The 18,447-nt window shown below is 72.2% G+C and carries 16 protein-coding genes; 7 read left to right on the plus strand and 9 right to left on the minus strand.

The annotated features are described in order from the left end of the window. Window positions 1-11 precede the first annotated feature (11 nt). Window positions 12-989, plus strand: a complete 978-nt coding sequence (locus tag AB0G32_RS03175; protein WP_361157369.1) for a tellurite resistance/C4-dicarboxylate transporter family protein — start codon at window positions 12-14, stop codon at window positions 987-989. On the opposite strand, the gene AB0G32_RS03180 is transcribed toward AB0G32_RS03175, so the two are convergent. Continuing rightward, a complete protein-coding gene (locus AB0G32_RS03180) occupies window positions 967-1,320 on the minus strand; it encodes a hypothetical protein (RefSeq protein WP_361157371.1) in 354 nt (117 codons plus the stop codon). The genes AB0G32_RS03175 and AB0G32_RS03180 overlap by 23 nt on opposite strands. Before the next feature lie 379 nt (window positions 1,321-1,699). On the opposite strand from AB0G32_RS03180, the gene AB0G32_RS03185 reads away from it, so the two are divergent. Then, window positions 1,700-2,728 (plus strand): NlpC/P60 family protein, encoded by a 1,029-nt coding sequence (locus tag AB0G32_RS03185; RefSeq protein WP_361157374.1) that lies wholly within the window; start codon window positions 1,700-1,702, stop codon window positions 2,726-2,728. 265 nt (window positions 2,729-2,993) lie between these two features. Here AB0G32_RS03185 and AB0G32_RS03190 read toward each other — a convergent pair whose 3' ends face one another. Then, the gene (locus AB0G32_RS03190; RefSeq protein ID WP_361157377.1) at window positions 2,994-3,698 is read right to left on the minus strand and encodes a response regulator transcription factor; all 705 of its coding nucleotides are present in this window, start codon (window positions 3,696-3,698) and stop codon (window positions 2,994-2,996) included. Next, entirely contained in the window at window positions 3,695-4,987 is a 1,293-nt protein-coding gene (locus AB0G32_RS03195) for a PspC domain-containing protein (protein ID WP_361157379.1), read from the minus strand. The genes AB0G32_RS03190 and AB0G32_RS03195 overlap by 4 nt, the downstream gene beginning before the upstream one ends. A 179-nt stretch (window positions 4,988-5,166) precedes the next feature. Between AB0G32_RS03195 and AB0G32_RS03200 the strand changes: the two genes are divergently transcribed. Then, entirely contained in the window at window positions 5,167-6,621 is a 1,455-nt protein-coding gene (locus AB0G32_RS03200) for a PspC domain-containing protein (protein WP_361157382.1), read from the plus strand. Beyond that, window positions 6,608-6,856, plus strand: a complete 249-nt coding sequence (locus AB0G32_RS03205; RefSeq protein ID WP_361157385.1) for a hypothetical protein — start codon at window positions 6,608-6,610, stop codon at window positions 6,854-6,856. Before AB0G32_RS03200 ends, AB0G32_RS03205 begins: the two co-directional genes overlap by 14 nt. Window positions 6,857-6,883: 27 nt before the next feature. Here the strand turns inward: AB0G32_RS03205 and AB0G32_RS03210 are convergent, their stop codons facing one another. After that, the gene (locus AB0G32_RS03210) at window positions 6,884-7,405 is read right to left on the minus strand and encodes a DoxX family protein (RefSeq protein WP_361157388.1); all 522 of its coding nucleotides are present in this window, start codon (window positions 7,403-7,405) and stop codon (window positions 6,884-6,886) included. A 283-nt stretch (window positions 7,406-7,688) separates the two neighbouring features. Then, the gene (locus AB0G32_RS03215; RefSeq protein WP_361157391.1) at window positions 7,689-8,972 is read right to left on the minus strand and encodes a hypothetical protein; all 1,284 of its coding nucleotides are present in this window, start codon (window positions 8,970-8,972) and stop codon (window positions 7,689-7,691) included. A 158-nt stretch (window positions 8,973-9,130) separates the two neighbouring features. Between AB0G32_RS03215 and AB0G32_RS03220 the strand changes: the two genes are divergently transcribed. Beyond that, window positions 9,131-10,024: a DUF4429 domain-containing protein gene (locus tag AB0G32_RS03220; RefSeq protein ID WP_361157394.1), complete on the plus strand. Its 894-nt coding sequence runs from the start codon at window positions 9,131-9,133 to the stop codon at window positions 10,022-10,024. 114 nt (window positions 10,025-10,138) lie between these two features. Here the strand turns inward: AB0G32_RS03220 and AB0G32_RS03225 are convergent, their stop codons facing one another. Next, window positions 10,139-10,942: a class II aldolase/adducin family protein gene (locus AB0G32_RS03225; protein ID WP_361157397.1), complete on the minus strand. Its 804-nt coding sequence runs from the start codon at window positions 10,940-10,942 to the stop codon at window positions 10,139-10,141. 161 nt (window positions 10,943-11,103) lie between these two features. Here AB0G32_RS03225 and AB0G32_RS03230 point away from each other — a divergent pair, with 161 nt between their 5' ends. After that, on the plus strand, window positions 11,104-11,682 hold the full coding sequence (locus AB0G32_RS03230) for a pyridoxamine 5'-phosphate oxidase family protein (RefSeq protein WP_361157400.1): 579 nt from the start codon (window positions 11,104-11,106) through the stop codon (window positions 11,680-11,682). 15 nt (window positions 11,683-11,697) lie between these two features. Here the strand turns inward: AB0G32_RS03230 and guaA are convergent, their stop codons facing one another. Then, the gene (guaA, locus tag AB0G32_RS03235) at window positions 11,698-13,281 is read right to left on the minus strand and encodes a glutamine-hydrolyzing GMP synthase (RefSeq protein ID WP_361157403.1); all 1,584 of its coding nucleotides are present in this window, start codon (window positions 13,279-13,281) and stop codon (window positions 11,698-11,700) included. A 378-nt stretch (window positions 13,282-13,659) separates the two neighbouring features. Between guaA and AB0G32_RS03240 the strand changes: the two genes are divergently transcribed. Beyond that, on the plus strand, window positions 13,660-13,965 hold the full coding sequence (locus AB0G32_RS03240; protein ID WP_361157406.1) for a chorismate mutase: 306 nt from the start codon (window positions 13,660-13,662) through the stop codon (window positions 13,963-13,965). A gap of 910 nt (window positions 13,966-14,875) precedes the next feature. Here the strand turns inward: AB0G32_RS03240 and AB0G32_RS03245 are convergent. Beyond that, complete coding sequence (locus AB0G32_RS03245; protein WP_361158214.1) at window positions 14,876-16,636, minus strand: GMC family oxidoreductase; 1,761 nt, start codon at window positions 16,634-16,636, stop codon at window positions 14,876-14,878. A 140-nt stretch (window positions 16,637-16,776) separates the two neighbouring features. Continuing rightward, window positions 16,777-18,429 carry a succinic semialdehyde dehydrogenase gene (locus AB0G32_RS03250; protein WP_361157409.1) on the minus strand — a complete coding sequence of 551 codons (1,653 nt, stop codon included), beginning with the start codon at window positions 18,427-18,429 and terminating at the stop codon, window positions 16,777-16,779. Window positions 18,430-18,447: the final 18 nt, after the last annotated feature.

Genomic DNA, 18,447 nt, shown 5'->3' on the forward strand with positions numbered 1-18,447 from the left:
GCATCGGGCCCATGTCATCCGGTATCTCCGCGCTGCGCACCTGGTGGGCGGGGCGGCCGCCGGCCGCCGGGGCCGCCGTGATGGCGACCGGCATCCTGTCGGTCGGCCTACACCTGACGGGACACGAGGTGCTGTCCGGGATCGCCCTGGTCCTGGGCAGCGCCGCCTGGCTCGGCCTGGCGCTGAACTTCGTCGTCCTGCTGCTGCGCGAGCGCCCGAAGTGGGTGGCGCAGGCGGCCACCCCGGGCGCGCTCACCGCCATCGCCGCCACCACCGTCCTCGGCACCCGCTTCGCGCTCCTTGGCCGGCAGCCACTGGCAGCCGTGCTGCTGGCACTGGCCACGGCACTGTGGCCCGGACTGCTCGTCCTGGTGATCCGGCACTGGAGCCGGTCCATGCCGGGGGCGGTCTTCCTCGGCTGTGTGGCCACCCAGGGCCTCGCCGTGCTCGGGGCCACGCTCGCCGCCGCCACCTCGACGCCCTGGCTGGCGCACGCCGCACTGGTGCCGTTCTGGCTTGGCCTGGTGCTCTACGCCGCCGCCCTGTTCCATTTCGACTGGCGGCAGGTGGCCCGGGGCACCGGGGACCACTGGATCGCGGCCGGCGCGCTCGCCATCTCGGCGCTCGCCGGGTCCAAGCTGCTCGCCGCCGGCGGCAGCGGCATGTACCTGTGGAACCGGGACGACGGCGACGCCCTGCGCACCACCACCGTCGCCCTCCTCGTCCTCGACCTGACCTGGTACGTCGTCCTCCTCGCCGCCGAACTCCTCCGCCCCCGGCTCCGCTACGACGTACGCCGCTGGTCGACCGTCTTCCCGCTCGGCATGACGGCGGCGGCGACGCTGTCCGTCGCCGCCGCCGTGGAGGTGCCGTGGCTGAAGGGGCCCGGTCAGGTCCTGCTGTGGATCGCGGTGGCCGTGTGGCTGGTGGTGGCCGCCGGGGCGGTCGGGTCCGCGCGGTCGGCCCTCAGGTCCACAGCACCGCGATGAAGATGTTCACCAGCGTCAACGCCCCGACCAGCCCGAACAGCCCCTTCTCCACCTTCTCCTCGTCCCGCTTCACATAGACCAGGCCGAGGATCACGATCAGCACGGCGAGCTTCACGCCGATCTTGATGTTGTTGACGGACTGGTCGTCGGCCTGGTTGAGACCCACCAGGATCACCCCGGTGACCAGCATGGTCAGCGCACCGTGCAGCATCGCCGGACCGAACCGGGCGGTGCCGTCGCCCATCGCCTTCATCTGGGTGAGGAAGCCGCCGAGCAGCGCGGCGATACCGATGATGTGCAGGCCGACGAAGAGGTGGATGAGTACGTCCATGAGTCCGGAGCCTAGTGAAGGCCGCGCGCCCGGCAGCGCGGGGATAGCACTCCACCCGGCCGCCGGCTTCACGATCCCGCACATCGGTCATCACTCTGCGTAAAGACAACGACTCGCGACAGAGATCATCGTTACATGCAGTCACGCAGCGATCCCCTCCCGTCATTTACGTGCAAGCCGTCACTCTTTCGCCTCGGCCCGGTCTAACGTCCTGCACCAGGTGACCGGCTTCCCACCGCCGTCCGGGCCAGGGGCGGCAGCCGGTACCACCGCCAGAAGGCCCGGCGGCGGCCCCGTTCCCCTGTACGGGACCGCCGCCGGGTCTCGCGGGGGGGGCGTGGCAGTCGTCGTGTCGTCGTACGGAAGGAATGGAATCCCGGTGGCAGCACACCGCAGGCTCCGGCAGCGCACGGTGCACCGCACCTCCGCCCGGACCGCCGCGACGATCGCCCTCGCGGGCGCGGCGACCGCCACCGGGTGGGACGGCACCGGACACGCGGCACCGGAGCCGACTCCGGCCCAGGTCGAGGCCACGGTGGACCGGCTGTACCGGGAGGCCGAGGCCGCCACCGAGCAGTACAACGGCACCAGGGAGCGGGCGGACGCGGCCGAGCGGCGGCTGGAACGCCTGCGGGACGAGACCGCGCGCAAGGAGGAACGGCTCGGCGAGGCGCGTACGGCGCTCGGTTCCGTGGCGGCGGCCCAGTACCGTGACGGCGGCCTCGATCCGGCCCTGCGGCTCGCGCTCTCCGCCGAACCCGACCGGTATCTCGACTCGGCCGCCCGGATCGAGCGGGCGGGCGACCGGCACGCGACCGCCGTCGCCGGCGTGCGCAAGCAGTTGCGGGAGATCGAGCGGCTGCGCGGCGCCGCCCGCGTGGAGGTCGCCTCGCTGGCCTCCCGGCAGGCGGAACTGAAACGCCACCGCGCGACCATCACCGGCAAACTGGCGCAGGCCCGCCGGCTGCTGTCCCGGCTCACCGAGCCGCAACCCGCCCACGCCGCTCGCTCCGCGGGCGACCGCGACGCCCTGTCCGCCGGCGCCGCCGAGGCCCCGAATCCGCGCGCCGCGGCAGCCGTCGCGTACGCCTACGCCAAGCTCGGCAGCCCCTACGTCTGGGGCGCGACCGGCCCGAACGCCTTCGACTGCTCGGGTCTCATCCAGGCGGCGTACCGCTCCGCGGGCGTCGCACTGCCCCGCACGACCTACGCCCAGATCGACACCGGCCACCGAGTCTCACGGGCCGAACTCCGCCCGGGCGACCTGGTCTTCTTCTACCCCGGCGTCACCCACGTCGGCCTGTACGTGGGCAACGGCCGGATGATCCACGCCCCGAACCCGTCGTCCCCGGTCCGGGTGGCCCCGGTGGACGAGATGCCGTTCGCGGGAGCGACACGGGTGGCCTGACGGCGCGGCCTTGGTCCTCGCTGTGGCTCGACTTGCGGCAATCGAGGGCGACCTCCAGACGGTTACTGCCTTCGCTGTAGCTGTAGCTGTAGCTGTAGCTGTAGCTGTAGCTGTAGTGCGTATCCCCGGTCTGCAACAAGCCCGGGACGACCCCTGGCTCATGGTCGGGCCGGGTGCTCCTCGTCGAAACGCCGGCGGACGACTGGGGCGCCGAACCCTGGGGCGGGCGGGCGGCATCGGCAAGCTCGTTCGGTTTCCAACCGCGTCAGACCAGCCGCCGCGCGGTGGCCCAGCGGGTCAGCTCGTGCCGGTTGGACAGCTGCAGCTTGCGCAGGACCGCCGAGACATGGGACTCGACCGTCTTGACCGAGATGAACAGCTGCTTGGCGATCTCCTTGTACGCGTAGCCGCGGGCGATGAGGCGCAGGACCTCGCGCTCGCGCTGGGTGAGGCGGTCGAGGTCCTCGTCGACCGGTGGGGCGTCGGTGGAGGCGAAGGCGTCGAGGACGAAGCCGGCCAGCCGGGGCGAGAAGACCGCGTCGCCCTCCTGGACGCGGAAGACGGAGTCGACGAGGTCGGTACCGGTGATCGTCTTGGTGACGTAGCCCCGCGCGCCGCCGCGGATCACGCCGATCACGTCCTCCGCCGCGTCCGAGACGGACAGGGCGAGGAAGCGGACGGGCTGCTCGGCGTCGGCCATCAAGGGGGCGCAGCGGCGCAGGACTTCGACGCCGCCGCCGCCCGGGAGGTGGACATCGAGGAGGACCACCTCGGGCCGGGTCGCGGTGATGACGGTGACCGCCTGGTCGACGTCGGCGGCCTCGCCGACCACCTCGACCCCGGTCTGCTCGGTCTGGCCGATCTCCGCCTGCACGCCCGTACGGAACATGCGGTGGTCGTCGACGAGGACCACCCGCACGTGCCGCTCGGCCGCGGCCGCCGTCTCGTTCGCCTCGGTCGGGTCGCTCATGACGTCTTCTCCGCCCTCTCCATCTCCAGCTCGACCTCCGTGCCGCCGCCGGGCACCGCGCGCAGCCGCGCCGTGCCGCCGTGTCGCTCCATGCGGCCGATGATCGATTCTCTGACACCCATCCGGTCGGCGGGTATGGATTCGAGGTCGAAGCCGGGGCCCCGGTCCCGGACGGACACGAAGACCGTCCTGCCCTCGACTTCGGCGAAGACCTGTACGGCGCCGCCCTCGCCACCGTACTTGGCGGCGTTCACCATCGCTTCGCGCGCGGCCTGCATCTGCGCTCCGATCCGTTCGTCGAGCGGACAGTCGCCGACCACGACGACCTCTATGGGGACGCCGTGCTTGTCCTCGACCTCGGCCGCGTCGCGCTTCACGGCCTCGGCGAGCGTGGTCGGCTCGTCGTCCTCGTCCTTGCCGTTGCCCTCCGGCTTGTAGAGCCAGGCGCGCAGGTCCCGCTCCTGGGCGCGGGCCAGCCGCCGCACTTCGCCGGGGCTCTCGGCGTTGCGCTGGATCAGGGTCAGGGTGTGCAGCACCGAGTCGTGCACATGGGCGGCCACCTCGGCGCGCTCCTGCGCCCGGATACGCATCAGGCGTTCCTCGGAGAGGTCCTGCGTCATGCGCACCAGATACGGCCCGGCCAGCAGCGTTATGCCGACCAGGACGGCGAGGGCGGCCTGGAGCACGGAGCCGAGGTGGGCCGCGGAGCCCTGGAGCACGAAGATGCCGGAGACACCGGCCGTCACCAGCAGCACCCCGGCGACCGCGCGCAGCAGCCGGACCGTGCGCCGGCGGCGGCCGGCCTCGACCCAGCGGGCCCGGCGGGCGTTGTCCGCCTGCCGCCAGACCAGGGCGACGCCCGCGCCAACCAGCACGGTCGGCCAGAGGTACGCCTTGGCCCCGCCGCTCAGATTGACGTTTCCCACGAAGACCATGGCCACGACGACCATGAGGAGCAGGGCGACGATCTGCCCCTTGTCCGGTCTGCGGGCGACGAGTCTGCGGCGGCCGTCGGGGGAGGTCTCGGCGGAGACCAGGGAGGGCGGCTTCTGCGCGTCGACGCCGCCGACTCCGAGCGGCACGAAGAACCAGAACGCCGCGTACAGCAGCGCGCCCAGTCCGTCGGCCATGAACAGGCCGACGAAGACCAGCCGCACCCAGATCACGGGCAGCCCGAGGTGTCCAGCGAGCCCCCGCGCCACTCCACCGAGCCAGCGTCCGTCGCTGCTGCGGTAGAGCTTGCGCGGCGGCCGTGGCTCGACGACTGGCGCTGCTGCGGCTTCCGGCATGCCAACGATGGTCACACGGCGCCACGGCCGGGGCATCAGGGTGTACCCCGGAGACTCCCCTGATCTTCGGGGCGGCCTGTGGTCGAACATCCCCCGGGCGTCGGCTCGGGGCCGATATCAGGGTCCGACCAGGGTCGTACCGGCTGCCGTCGCGGCGCCGCGCCCGCCACCATGGACGCATGACAGAAAACGAGCGCGCCGCGGCGGGTACCGGACCCGGTGCCGGCCCGCGCCCGCCACGGGGCGCCGGGCCGCAGAACGCCACGCCCGGCGCCGGTGCCGGGAGCGGTGCCGGGAGTGGGAGCGGTGCCGGGCCGGACCTTGCCGCGCCGCCGCACCGCTTCCGCCGCGACCGGCGGCACAAGGTGGTCGCCGGGGTGTGCGCGGGGCTCGGCCGGCAGTGCGACATGGACCCGGTGATCTTCCGGGTCACGCTGGCGGTGCTCTCCGCGACCGGCGGCCTCGGTCTGCTCTTCTACGGCTTCGCGTGGCTGTTCGTCCCGGCCGACGACGAGGACGAGAACGAGGTGCGCAAGCTGCTGACCGGCCGGGTCGACGGCCAGGCGCTGGCGGCCGTGCTCTTCGCCCTGGTCGGCTGCGGGGTCTTCCTGACCATGCTGAACAACGGCGGGGTGCTCACCTTCGCCGTCGTCCTCTCCCTTCTTCTCGCGGGTGCGGGGTACTGGTCGCGGCAGCGCGGCACTCCCGGGCCCGACCCCCTCGCGGCGCAGGCCGTCGCCGACGCCCCGCCCGAGGCGCAGGCACCGCCGATCAGCTTCACCTGGCCGTCCTGGTGGCGCGAGCCCATAGTCAAGGACGGCTCCCATGTCGGCGGCACGGGGTACCTGTGGGGGCCGAGCGACTCCCGTCCCCGGGACATCGCGGCTTTCGTCGATGTCGACCTGGACGGCCACGGCACCGACCGCGCCGGGTACCGCGCCGACGACCGGGCACGGCCGGGAGCGCCCCACCCCCGACCGCCCAGGCCGCCCAGGCCGCGCGGCCCCCGGGGAATCGGTGGCTGGGTCTTCCTGCTGGCCCTCGCCGCCGGCGTCCTCGGCACCCGCGCCGGCTGGGGCGAGCAGGCCCTGGGCACCAGCCTTCAGACGGGCCTGGCCTGCGCGCTGGCCGTGTTCGGGGTGGGTATCGCGATCAGCGCCTTCCTGGGGCGCACGGGGGCCGGTTCGGTCTTCCTCGCGATCGTCACCGCGGCGCTGCTCGCCGCGTCGGCCGCCCTGCCCAAGGACATCGGCACCGAGTGGGTGCGTGCCGACTGGACACCGGCCTCGGCCGCGCAGGTGAAGCAGCGGTACGAGGTCGGTACCGGTGACGGCACCCTGGACCTGTCCGGGCTGGACCTGGCCGCGGGCCGTACGGTCAGCACCCGGGCCGAGGCGAGCCTGGGCCGAATACGGGTCGTCGTGCCGCCGGACGTGACGGTGCGGCTGGACATCGAGGTCGGACTGGGCGACATCCAGTTGCCGGGCGACGACGAGAAGGACGTGGACGTGGCACCGGACAAGCACCAGCGGCTGACCCTGGCTCCGGCCGGGGGCGGCAAGAGCGGCGGGACGCTCGACCTCGAGGTGCAGGTCGGCGTCGGCCAGGTGGAGGTCAGCCGTGCTGCGTCATGAGTTCCAGCCGGGCCGGCTGGTGGCCGGCGCCTTCCTCATCGCGGCGGGCGTCGTCTACGCCGGGGACGCGGGCGGACTGTGGCGGACACCGTGGTTCGTTGTGATCCCCGTCGTCGTCGGCGGCCTGTGCCTCGCCGGCGCGGTGGGGACGCTGGCCCACGGGGCACGGCGCCGCCGCCGGGCAGCGGACGGCGCACCCGCCCCGGCCGAGCCCCGCACCGACACGCGGAGCTGACTGGCACCGGAGCCGTGGCAGGGCTGGTTACCGGTACCCGCCCCGCCGCCGCCGACGCCGCGCGTGCAGCGCCGCGTCCAGCGACAGCACCGGCGCACCCGCCAGCACGAGAGGAATCCACGCCATGAGATAGGCCAGGTCATTGCCGTAGTAGTAGGGATCGGAGGCCCAGCTCACCGTCAGCCACAGGCTGAGGGAGATCAGGGCGCCGCCGAACGCTGCGAGCCGCGCGAGCAGACCGATCAGGGTGCCGATGCCGACGGCAAGTTCCCCGAAGGCGATGGCGTAGCCGAAGCCGGACGGGCTCTTCAGGGCGAGGTCGACGAGAGCGGGAATGGCCGAGGAGTCCCGGACGGTCCGCATCATGTCGCCGACGGAGCCGGCGCCCGAGTCCTTCATGAAGGCGCTGTCGGTGAGTTTGTCGATGCCGGCGTAGATGAAGGTGATGCCGAGGAAGACCCGAAGAGGAAGGAGCGCGTACCGGGTGGCCCGCTCCCGCCAGTCCGCGCCGTGGATGGGGGACGTGTCCGTCCGCATGCCGTGAGTCATCGCTGCCAGCCGCCTCTCGCCGCGCGTGCCGAGACCCCCTCGACGACCATACGTACGACACGGAGAGTGCGCTCAATCCTCGCGGGCCAAGATTTTCCCGACCGGACCCTTTTCTGACCGATATGGAGACCAAAACAGGCCAGGGACAGCCTCAGTCCGCCCTCCGGCCCCTCCGCCCCCTCCGCCCCCTCCGCCCGCCCGCTGTCGGACCTCAGCCAGACCCTCAGCCGGGCCCTCAGCCGGCCCTCAGTCCGTCATCCGGGCCTCAGCCCGACATCCGGCCTCAGTCCGTCACTTCGACCACGCACCGGTTGGTCTCCACCCCGGCCGCCGTGACCACCTGCACCTCGACCCGCCCCGGCTCCACGTCCGCCGGTACGGGCACGGTCAGCAGCGAGTCGGTGGGGTTGCTGAAGCCACCGGCGACCGGGACCAGCGGTACGTGCACGTTGACCGGACCGATCCGCACCACCATCCGCGACAGCCGGTCCGCGTTCTGCGCCCCCGGTGGCACGAATCCGGCGCCCCGGATCTCGATGTCGTCGCCGGTCCTGATCGGCCCGTCCAGGTCACCGGCCTCGCGGGCGCGCACCACCGACAGGACCACCGGACGGCCGCCCTCGGCGTACTTGCCGGCCAGGTAGGTCGCCGCCGACACCAGCACCACCACCGCCAGCCCCCACGGCAGGTCCGGCAGCTGTTCCGGGCGCCGGGCCAGCCGTACCGCCCCGAACACCAGGGCGACCCCGTTGATCACGACGTACTGGATGTCGGCGAAGGTGCCGCGTCCCGCGTCGTCCGTCAGCAGATCGGCCGCGCGCGGCCGGTCCGCCCGTACCTTCTGGAGCCGTTGTCCCAGCACCCGCAGCCCGACCACCCGCCGTACCAGCACCGCGATCCCGCAGACCACCGCGAGCACGGTCACCGCACCGGCGCCCCGGCGCAGTTCCAGGCCGGAGATCAGCGCGTCCCGGTCGCCGTGCGCGGAGGCCAGCGCCAACTGTCCGACCAGCACCAGCACCGCGTAGGCCACGAACAGCACCCAGGCCACCGCCACGGCGCGGGACGTGGAGAGCCGGTTGTCCTCGCCGATGACCGGGGCCAGCGCGCCGCCCCGGGCGCGGTGGAACCAGGATGCCGCCGTCAGCGCCCCGGCCACGACCAGGGCGGCCACCAGTCCGGCGGTCCGGGCGGGCGTCCAGCCGGCGCCCACCGCGGTGAGCGCCTGCACCAGCAGCAGGACCACCACCGCCGCCAGGGCCACGCCGGCCGTGCGGCGCCACAGGCCGGCCAGCCAGGCCCCGCCCTCGGCCCGGCCGCGTTCGGCGACCAGGCTGGCGGACTGGGTCAGTTCCTCGGAGACCCATTGCCGGGACGCCGACGCCGAGTGGGCCACCGCGGCCGGCAGCCCCTGACCGGCGGCGAACTCGTCCCTGCGCAGGGCGAACTCGGCGGCCGCCCGCCGATGGCCCTCACGTGCGCCGTGCGGGCAGTCACCGCATTCGCATCCGCCCCCGTGCGTGCCCACCCCACCGTGTCTCGCCTCCTGCACCGCCACGCCCGACATCCACCTTCCGCACCCTTGCGACCAGACCCGCAACTCCCCCGGGACGACAGCGAATTGTGCCCTACAGCACCCCGTTCGCGCCGGGCACCCCCGGCCCTGTCTGCTCAGCACGAGTGACGCGCGGTCCGCGGTGTTGACCCAGCTGCGAGAATTCCCTTATGGCCGAGATCATCCAGCGCGACGGAGCCTGGGCCTTCGACGGGAGCACGGTCCGGATCACCCCGGGTCTGCACCGCTCGGTGCCGCTGTTCCGGCAGACGTACGGGGAGGTCGCCGTGCCGCTGGAGGCCGTCTCGGGCATCGTCTTCGAACCGGAACGCAAGCGCGGGCGGCTCCGGTTGCGGCTGCGGGAGGGCGCCGATCCGCTGCTCCAGGCGACCGGCGGCCGGCTCCCCGACCCGGCGGACCCCTACCGGCTGACGGTGGACACCGACCGCGCCGGGATCGCCGAGTACGTCGCCGAGGAGGTCCGCCGCGCGCTGCTGCTCGACCGGATTCCCAAGGACCCCACCAAGGCGTACCTCCTGCCCGGCCCACCGGTCCCGGTCTCGGTCCGTTCGTCCGACGGCACGGTCTCCTTCGACGGCACCCAGGTGCGGATCGACTGGGCGGACACCTCCGACCGGGTCAAGCGTGCCACGGGCCCGAGAATCATCCACGTGGGTGACCTGGTGCAGGTCGAGTGGCTGCCCAACTCCGGTTACGAGGACGGCTTCCTGCGGTTCGTGACGCGGGAGACGGTGTTCGCCAAGCTGCCGCCGGAGAAGGACCCGTTCGCCCTGGACCTGTGGGGCAACGCCCGCCGCGATCTGCTCACCGCGCTGGTCGCCACCGCCGTCACCGCCCGGCTGCCGCATCCGTCGGCCCGCGCCGCCCTCGGCCCCGGCGACCCCTCGCACGGGCCCCCGCCGGCCCGCACCATGCCGCCGCGGGCCGACCAGCACGACGTATTGCTGCGCCGACTGCGCGAGTTGGGGCAGTTGCACCGCGACGGGGTGCTCACCGACGAGGAGTTCGCGAGGACCAAGGCGGTCGTGCTCCGGCAGTTCTGACGGCAGTTACAGCGGCAGTCCTGACGGCAGTTCTGAGGCGCACGGCCGTGGTATCTCGCTTCGGTCCAGCCGGTCCAGCCGGTCCAGCCGGTCCAGCCGGTCCAGCCGGTCCAGTCAGTCCAGCAGATCGGGCTCCCCGCGGCTGATCTCGCGCCACATCGGCTGGTAGTTGATCCACGCCATCAGGTCCCCGCCCAACTGCTCCCAGGTCGCCGCCGCCCGCTGGTGGTCGATCAGCACCGGCCGGCCCGCCGCCTTGGCGGTCAGCTGGACCTGGCAGCACCGTTCCATGGACAGGAACCACCAGGCCGCCGCGTCCACGGAGTCGCCGACCGTCAGCAGGCCGTGGTTGCGCAGCACCAGCGCCTTGCGGGAGCCGAGCGCCGCGGCGATACGCCGGCCCTCCTCGGCGTCGACCGAGACGCCGCTGTAGGAGTCGTAGAGGGCGTGGTCCTCGTAGAAGGCGCAGCTCTCCTGGGTGATGGGGTCGAGCAGCTCGCCGAGGGCGGCCAGCGCGCGTCCGTACACCGAGTGGCAGTGCGCGACGGCGACGACGTCGGGGCGGGCGGCGTGCACCTGGGAGTGCACGGTGAAGGCGGCCTGGTTGACGTGGTAGCTGCCCTCGATCACCTGACCGTCGGCGTTGGCCAGCACCAGGTCGCTCACCGTGACGTGCCGGAACGGCAGGCCGAAGGGGTTGACCCAGAAGCAGTCGGTGAACTCGGGGTCGCGGGCGGTGATGTGCCCGGAGACGCCGTCCTCCAGCCCGTTGCGCCCGAAGATCCGGAGCGCGCCCGCCAGCCGTTCCTTGCGGTGCCGGCGTTCGTCGGCGACGGACTCGTGCATCGGCGGCATCGCGAACTGGAGCTTGTCGAGAGGCCGCGGCGGGGGCGGAGCGGCCCCGGACGTCCCGTGCATGTGTCCTCCGGCACTGGGTTGATTCACGGGGCGGAAGTTACCCTCGGTGAGCCCGGGAAGACAGTTCTGTTCCGTAAATGTGCGGAGCAATACGCGGACACCTGGCGCGTCCCGGTCGATACCCGACAGGAGATGTCTGGGTTGGCCAGGAGACTCGGGTCATGACTCCGCCCATGACCCAACACGGCAGCGCTGAAGGCCAGACTCAGCGCGGCAGCACTCCAGGCACGGCTCAACGCAGCGGCACTCAAGGCCCGACTCAGCGCGCGACAGCGGCCTGGGCGTCCTTCGCCGCCGCCGAACCCGGTCTCGCCACGACCGTCGAGCGGCGTTTCGGCGCCTACACCCACCACACCCTCGCCACCCTGCGGGCGGACGGCTCGCCCCGGACCAGCGGTCTGGAGGTGCGTTTCCTCGCCGGTGAGCTGTGGCTCGGCACGATGCCGGGCTCGCTCAAGGCCCTGGACCTGCGCCGCGACCCGCGCTTCGCGCTCCAGGCCAACCCCGGCGAGGGCACCGGCATGGGCGGGGGCGATGTCCGGATCAGCGGACGGGCGTACGAGGTGGAGGACGGGGAGACGAAGGCCGGATACGTCGAAGAGGTGGAACCGCCGGAGCCGTTCCACCTCTTCCGTACCGAGCTGACCGAGGTCACGCGGACCTACGTGGCGGACGACACGTATCTCGTCGTCCAGGTCTGGCATCCCGGGGAGCCGCTGCGCACGATCAAGCGCACGTGAGAACCGCGAGGGCGCTCACTCCCACTCGATGGTCCCCGGCGGCTTGCTGGTGACGTCCAGGACGACCCGGTTGACGTCCTTGACCTCGTTGGTGATCCGCGTCGAGATACGGGAGAGGACGTCGTACGGCAGCCGGGACCAGTCGGCGGTCATGGCGTCCTCGGAGGAGACCGGACGCAGCACGATCGGGTGGCCGTAGGTGCGGCCGTCGCCCTGGACGCCGACCGAGCGGACGTCGGCGAGCAGCACCACCGGGCACTGCCAGATGTCCCGGTCCAGGCCGGCCGCGGTGAGCTCCTCGCGGGCGATGGCGTCGGCCTCGCGGAGCAGGTCGAGACGCTCCTTCGTCACCTCGCCGACGATCCGGATACCCAGACCCGGGCCCGGGAAGGGCTGGCGCTGGACGATCTCCTCCGGCAGGCCGAGCTCCTGGCCGACCATCCGGACCTCGTCCTTGAACAGCTTGCGCAGCGGCTCGATCAGCTGGAACTCCAGGTCCTCCGGGAGTCCGCCGACGTTGTGGTGCGACTTGATGTTGGCGGCGCCGGTGCCGCCGCCGGACTCGACCACGTCCGGGTAGAGGGTGCCCTGCACGAGGAACTCGACCGCCGGGCCCTCGTCGGCGATGATCTCGGCCTGCGCCTGCTCGAAGACCCGGATGAACTCCCGGCCGATGATCTTCCGCTTCTCCTCGGGGTCGCTGACCCCGGCCAGCGCCTTCAGGAACCGCTCCTCGGCGTCCACGACCTTCAGCTGCACGCCGGTCGCGGCGACGAAGTCCTTCTCGACCTGCTCGGTCTCCCCCTGACGCATCAGGCCGTGGTCGACGTAGACGCAGGTCAGCTGGGCGCCGATGGCCTTCTGGACCAGGGCCGCGGCGACCGCGGAGTCCACGCCGCCGGACAGGCCGCAGATGGCACGCTTGTCGCCGACCTGCTCGCGGATGGCGGCGACCTGCTCCTCGATCACGTTGCCGGTGGTCCAGTCCGGGGTCAGGCCCGCGCCCCGGTAGAGGAAGTGCTCCAGGACCTGCTGGCCGTGCGTGGAGTGCATCACCTCGGGGTGGTACTGGACGCCGTAGAGCTTCTTCTCGTCGTTCTCGAAGGCGGCCACCGGGACGACGTCCGTGGCGGCGGTGACGGTGAAGCCCTCGGGGGCGGCGGAACAGGCGTCGCCGTGCGACATCCAGACGGCCTGCTCGGCCGGGGTGCCCTCGAAGAGGGTGGAGAACGGCCGGGAGACGGCCAGGTCGGTACGGCCGTACTCGCGGGCGCCGGTGTTGTCCACCGTACCGCCGAGGGACTGCGCCATCAGCTGGAAGCCGTAGCACATGCCGAAGACGGGGACGCCGGCCTCGAAGATCTCGCGGTCGAGGCGGGGGGCGCCCTCCGCGTAGACCGAGGACGGGCCGCCGGAGAGGATGATGGCCGCCGGGTTCTTGGCGAGCATGTCCTGAACCGGCATGGTGCTCGGCACGATCTCGCTGTAGACCCGGGCCTCGCGGACGCGGCGGGCGATGAGCTGGGCGTACTGCGCGCCGAAGTCGACGACCAGGACGGTGTCGGGGGCGGCGTTGGCAGCGGGAGTCGCTGATGACACGAGGTGCCTTCCGGCGGTCGGGCGGGGGTCTTGTGACTCCGATTCTACCGAGGTGGGCACGTGGCCCGTCCCCGCCGTGATCGTCCCTGCCGCGTCTCACCATCCGGATCACCATCCGGATGGCCTCCGGATACTTCCGGAGGCCATCCGAAAAGGCTTGGCCACGGTGCGTTCCCCCGGCATACTGGGTGCATGTTCTTGAAGCAGCAGGCTTACGTATTTATCTATGGCAACCGGCCCACCGGCTGCCATGGTCGTGCTGCTTGAGCATCTGACAAGCGACTTCCCAGGCGCCCCGGGCCGACAAGGCCCGGGGCGCCTGACGTTTTCCTCCCGGACCTGCCGTCCCGGGGCACCCCGTTCCGACGAGGAGCCCACATGACCGCCACCACCACCGCTACCGCTACCACCGCCGCCGCGACCGGTGCCCGTACCCCCGAAGCCGCCGGTGTGATCACCGGCGCCCGGGAGCGCATCGACGCGCTCGACGACCGGATCATCGGTCTGATCCAGGAACGCATGGCCGTCTCGGCCGTCATCCAGGACGCCCGGATCGCCTCCGGGGGCCGGCGCGTGAACCTCTCCCGCGAGACGGCCGTCCTCAGCCACTACCGCGAGGCTCTGGGCAAGCCCGGCACCGCCCTCGCGATGACGCTGCTGGAACTGTGCCGAGGCCGCGTCTGAGCCGTCGGACCGGACGGACCGGTCGAACCGGTCGGACCGGTCGGACCGGTCGGACCCGGACCTGAGTTCGGGGCCGTTCTCACCCGTCCGGTGCGTGACCGGTGACCGCGTGGCTTCGTTGGTCCCGGTGTCCGTGCCAGCCAGGGGCGGGCCCGAAAGAACCACGCGTGGCTCACTGGAGCGATGAGACGTACGGACGGATCGTGCCGTACGTCGTGGGACCTCGCTCCAGAAAGTGACCGGACGGCAGGGGACAGCAGTCCGGTCACCCAAGAGAACGGTCGGCTCCGGGGACGCCCGGAGCCGACCGACGGGAAATGTTCAGGAATGTTCAAGTCCGCGTCAAATGGTTGCGGAGGCTACTCCTCATCCAGCACGATGCGTTCATAGCCCAAGTTCCTCCCATACCACCCCACTTGCCCCGCGCCCATCCGCCGGAGCACCCCAGTGGGGCGTCCTGACCAGCGGCGCGACCCCCCGGCGCCGCTCCCCAGGCACCGGCGCTGCCCTGACGCCGGTGCTGACCGACGAAGGGCCCCGCGGCGGACTGCCGCGGGGCCCTTCGCTACGTCACGCCCGCCCGCCAAGACGCGCCGCCCGGCGTGACGCAGGCCACATGCGAATTCGTGAATGTACGGACAACCTTTGCCGGGCCCCACCGATCCAACCTGCTGTCCCAAGACCCCACCCGCGCCCCACCGCGGAGGCTTCCTCCTCGTCCGTGCTGCTCCCGGCGGTACGCCCGACTTCCCGAGGTCTCAGGTCACCGGCAGCCTCGGCGCAAGGCCGGCGTCGAGGCGTAACACGCAGCACCGGCCACAGACACGTGGGCACCGGCCGCAGAACAGGGAAGGACCCGCGCTCGGAGGGGGGCGCGGGTCCTTCTCCCTTTCTGCCGGGCCGAGGCTCCCTACCTCTTCGGCGGCACCGTCGGCAGCCCCAGGAACGGCAGCCGCAGCGCGCCGAACGCGTCCGCCGGGACCGCCGGGGACTTGGGCTCGACGGCGGCCAGCCGCTCGTAACCCGTGCCCTGCGCCGGGCGCTGGTCGGGCTCGTCCTTGTTCGGCCAGTAGGACATGGCCCGTTCGGCCTGGGCGGTGATGGTCAGGGACGGGTTGACGCCCAGGTTGGCCGAGACCGCGGCGCCGTCCACGACGGAGATGCCGGGGTGGCCGTACAGCCGGTGGTACGGGTCGATGACGCCGGTCTCGCGGCTGGCGCCGATCGGGCAGCCGCCGAGGAAGTGGGCGGTGAGCGGGGTGCCCATCAGTTCGCCGACGTTGGAGCCGGCGAAGCCGTTGATCTCGGCGGCGAGCGCGGCGGCGCCCTCGGTGGCCGCCTCGATCTGCTTGGGGTTGGGCGAACCGTGCCCCTGGCCGGCGGTGAGCAGGCCCTTGCCGACGCCCGCCGGTTTCAGGTACGTCGTCAGGGAGTTGTCCAGCGACTGCATCACCAGGCCGATGATGGTCCGCTCCGACCACCGGCGGTTGGACAGGGAGCGCAGCACCAGCATCGGATGCTTGGCCGCGTGGGCCAGGAAGCCCAGGACGCGGGTCGCCCCGGAGGCGGTCCGGCCGGCGTAGGGGACCTGGAGGATCGACAGGCCGCCCATCGCGTTGGAGCCCTTGCCGTAGCGGACCGGTTCGATGTGGGTGTTGGCGTCCGGGTGGATGGAGGACGTGATGGCGACGCCCTGGGTGAAGTCGGCCTTCGCCCGGCCGGTGGCCTTGCGGTAGCGCCGGTCGTCGGTCTGGGCCCCGACCAGGGCCTCGGAGTTGGTACGGGTCAGCGCGCCGAGCCGGTCGGACAGGTACGGAAGCTGCCCGCCGGCCTTCATCCGGTGCAGCAGGGTCTGGGTGCCGTAGGTGCCGGCCGCGAGGACCACCCGGCGGGCGGTGAAGGTACGGCCCGCGTCCTTCTTCTGCCGGTCGGTGGGCAGAGTGGCCACCGCGTAGCCGCCCCGCGAGTCGTCCGTGACGGAGACGACCGTCGTCATCGGGTGCACGACCGCACCGGCCTTCTCGGCGAGGTAGAGGTAGTTCTCGTTGAGGGTGTTCTTCGCGCCGTGCCGGCAGCCGGTCATGCACTCGCCGCACTCGGCGCAGGCCCGCCGGTCCGGCCCCACGCCCCCGAAGTACGGGTCCGCGACCTTCTCCCCCGGCTTGGCCCGCACCGATCCGTCGGCGTCCTCGCCGTCGCCGAAGAAGACGCCGACCGGAGCGAGGTGGAAGGTGTCCCCGCAGCCCATGCGTTCGGCGGCGGCCTTCAGATGGACGTCGGACGGGGTCGTCGTCGGGTTGAGCCGGACACCGAGCATGCGGCGGGCCTGGTCGTAGTACGGGGCCAGTTCGTCCTTCCAGTCGGTTATCCCGCGCCACTGGGGGTCCTCGAAGAAGGGCGCGGGCGGGACGTAGAGGGTGTTGGCGTAGTTGAGGGAACCGCCGCCGACGCCCGCGCCTGCCAGGACCATGACATTCCCGAGCAGATGGATGCGCTGGAGGCCGAACATGCCGAGCTTGGGGGCCCAGAGGTAGTTCTTCAGGTCCCAGGAGTTCTTCGGCAGCGAACCGCGGGTGAAGCGGCGGCCGGCCTCCAGGACGCCGACCTTGTAGCCCTTCTCGGTGAGGCGCAGGGCACTCACCGAGCCGCCGAAGCCCGAGCCGACGACGATGACGTCGTAGTCGTAGTCGTAGGCGTCGTGGTCGTCGGCGTCATGGTCGTACGCGTCCTGGTCGTACGCGTCCTGGGGCACGGTGGTCTCCTCGTTGAGTTTCGCGTGCGGGTGGTGGGTGGCCGGGGGCCGAGGGCCGGTCAGCGCAGCCGGAACGCCTTCATCAGGCGCAGGCTGCGGGTCATGAACCGGGCGTACGCCTCGTCGTCCATGCCGAAGGAGGGGGCCATCGGCAGCAGCCGCTGATGGGCTACCGTCTGCGCCTCGGTGTACTTGAGGATGCCCTCGGAGCCGTGCCGGCGGCCGAGTCCGGAGTCCTTCATGCCGCCCATCGGCGCCTGCACGCTGCCGTACGCGGAGGCGTAACCCTCGTTGATGTTGACCGTGCCGGTGCGCAGCCGGGCGGCGACCTTGCCGCCACGCCGGGCGTCCTTGGTCCAGACCGAGGAGTTCAGGCCGTACGGCGTCGCGTTGGCGTGCTCGACGGCCTCCTCCTCGGTGTGGAAGCGGTGGACGGAGACGACCGGGCCGAAGGTCTCCTCGGTGCACACCGTCATGGGGGCCGCGACACCCTCCAGGATGGTCGGCTCGTAGAAGTACGGGCCGATGTCCGGGCGCGCGACCCCGCCGGCGATCACCTTCGCGCCCCGTTCCACCGCGTCCGCCACGTGCCGTTGTACGGTTTCCAGCTGCCGTTCGCCCACCAGTGAGCCCATGTCGGCGCCGTAGGCCAGGGAGTTGCCCAGCCGCATCGCCCTGGTGCGGGCGGCGAAGCGCGCCAGGAAAGTGTCGGCGACGGACTCGTGGACGTAGAGCCGCTCGATGGATATGCAGAGCTGGCCGGCCGAGGAGAAGCAGGCCCGGACGGCGCCCGCCGCGGCCTTCTCCACGTCGGCGTCCTCCAGGACCAGCATGGCGTTCTTGCCGCCGAGTTCGAGGGAGACGCCGACCAGCCGGGCGGCGGCGCCCTGGGCGACCTCGCGGCCGGTGCGGGTGGAGCCGGTGAAGGAGACGTAGTCGGCGTGCCGGACCACCTCGGGGCCGACCACCGGGCCCTCGCCCAGGACCACCTGGAAGACGTCGGCGGGCAGCCCGGCCTCGACCAGCAGGTCCCGGGCCCACAGCGCGGTCAGACAGGTCTCGGTGTCCGGCTTCATCACGACCGCGTTGCCCGCGACGAAGGCGGGCAGCGCGTCGCCGACGGACAGTTCGAGGGGGTAGTTCCAGGGGGCTATCTGGCCGACGACCCCGCGCGGGTGGCGCAGTTCGGTGACCTTGGTCAGGGCCGGTACGGCACCGGTGTGCCGCTTCGGCCGCAGGTACCCGGCGGCGCGGCGGCCGTAGTGCCGGGCGGCGACGGCGACGGCCTGTACCTCCTCGTGGGCGTGCAGGCGGGCCTTGCCGGTCTCCAGCTGGATCAGGTCCAGCACCTCGGCCTGCCGCGCCAGCACCAGGTCGTGGAAGCGGAGCAGGACCGCCGCGCGCTCCCGGACCGGGATCCGCTCCCAGGCCGGCTGGGCGGCGCGGGCCCGGCCGAACGCCTCGGCGACGTCCGCGGGACTGGATTCCGGCAGGTCGGCCAGCTTCTCGCCGGTGAACGGCGCGTGGCTGACCGTCCGTCCGGAGCCGGTCACGCCCTTGGTGAGCTGGGCGATCAGCTCCGGGGTGACCACATCGGCGGCGGTGCGGGCGCCCTCCGGTGCGGGGGCGAGGGGGTTGGTGCCGGCCGGTGCCGGGCCGGTCCGCTCCGTGGCGGTCTTCTCGGTGCTCTCCAGGGCCTGCGCGTCCGTCATGAGCGGCAGGGTATGCCG

Origin of the sequence: Streptomyces sp. NPDC023723, assembly GCF_040639815.1 — a bacterium.
Lineage (GTDB): Bacteria > Actinomycetota > Actinomycetes > Streptomycetales > Streptomycetaceae > Streptomyces.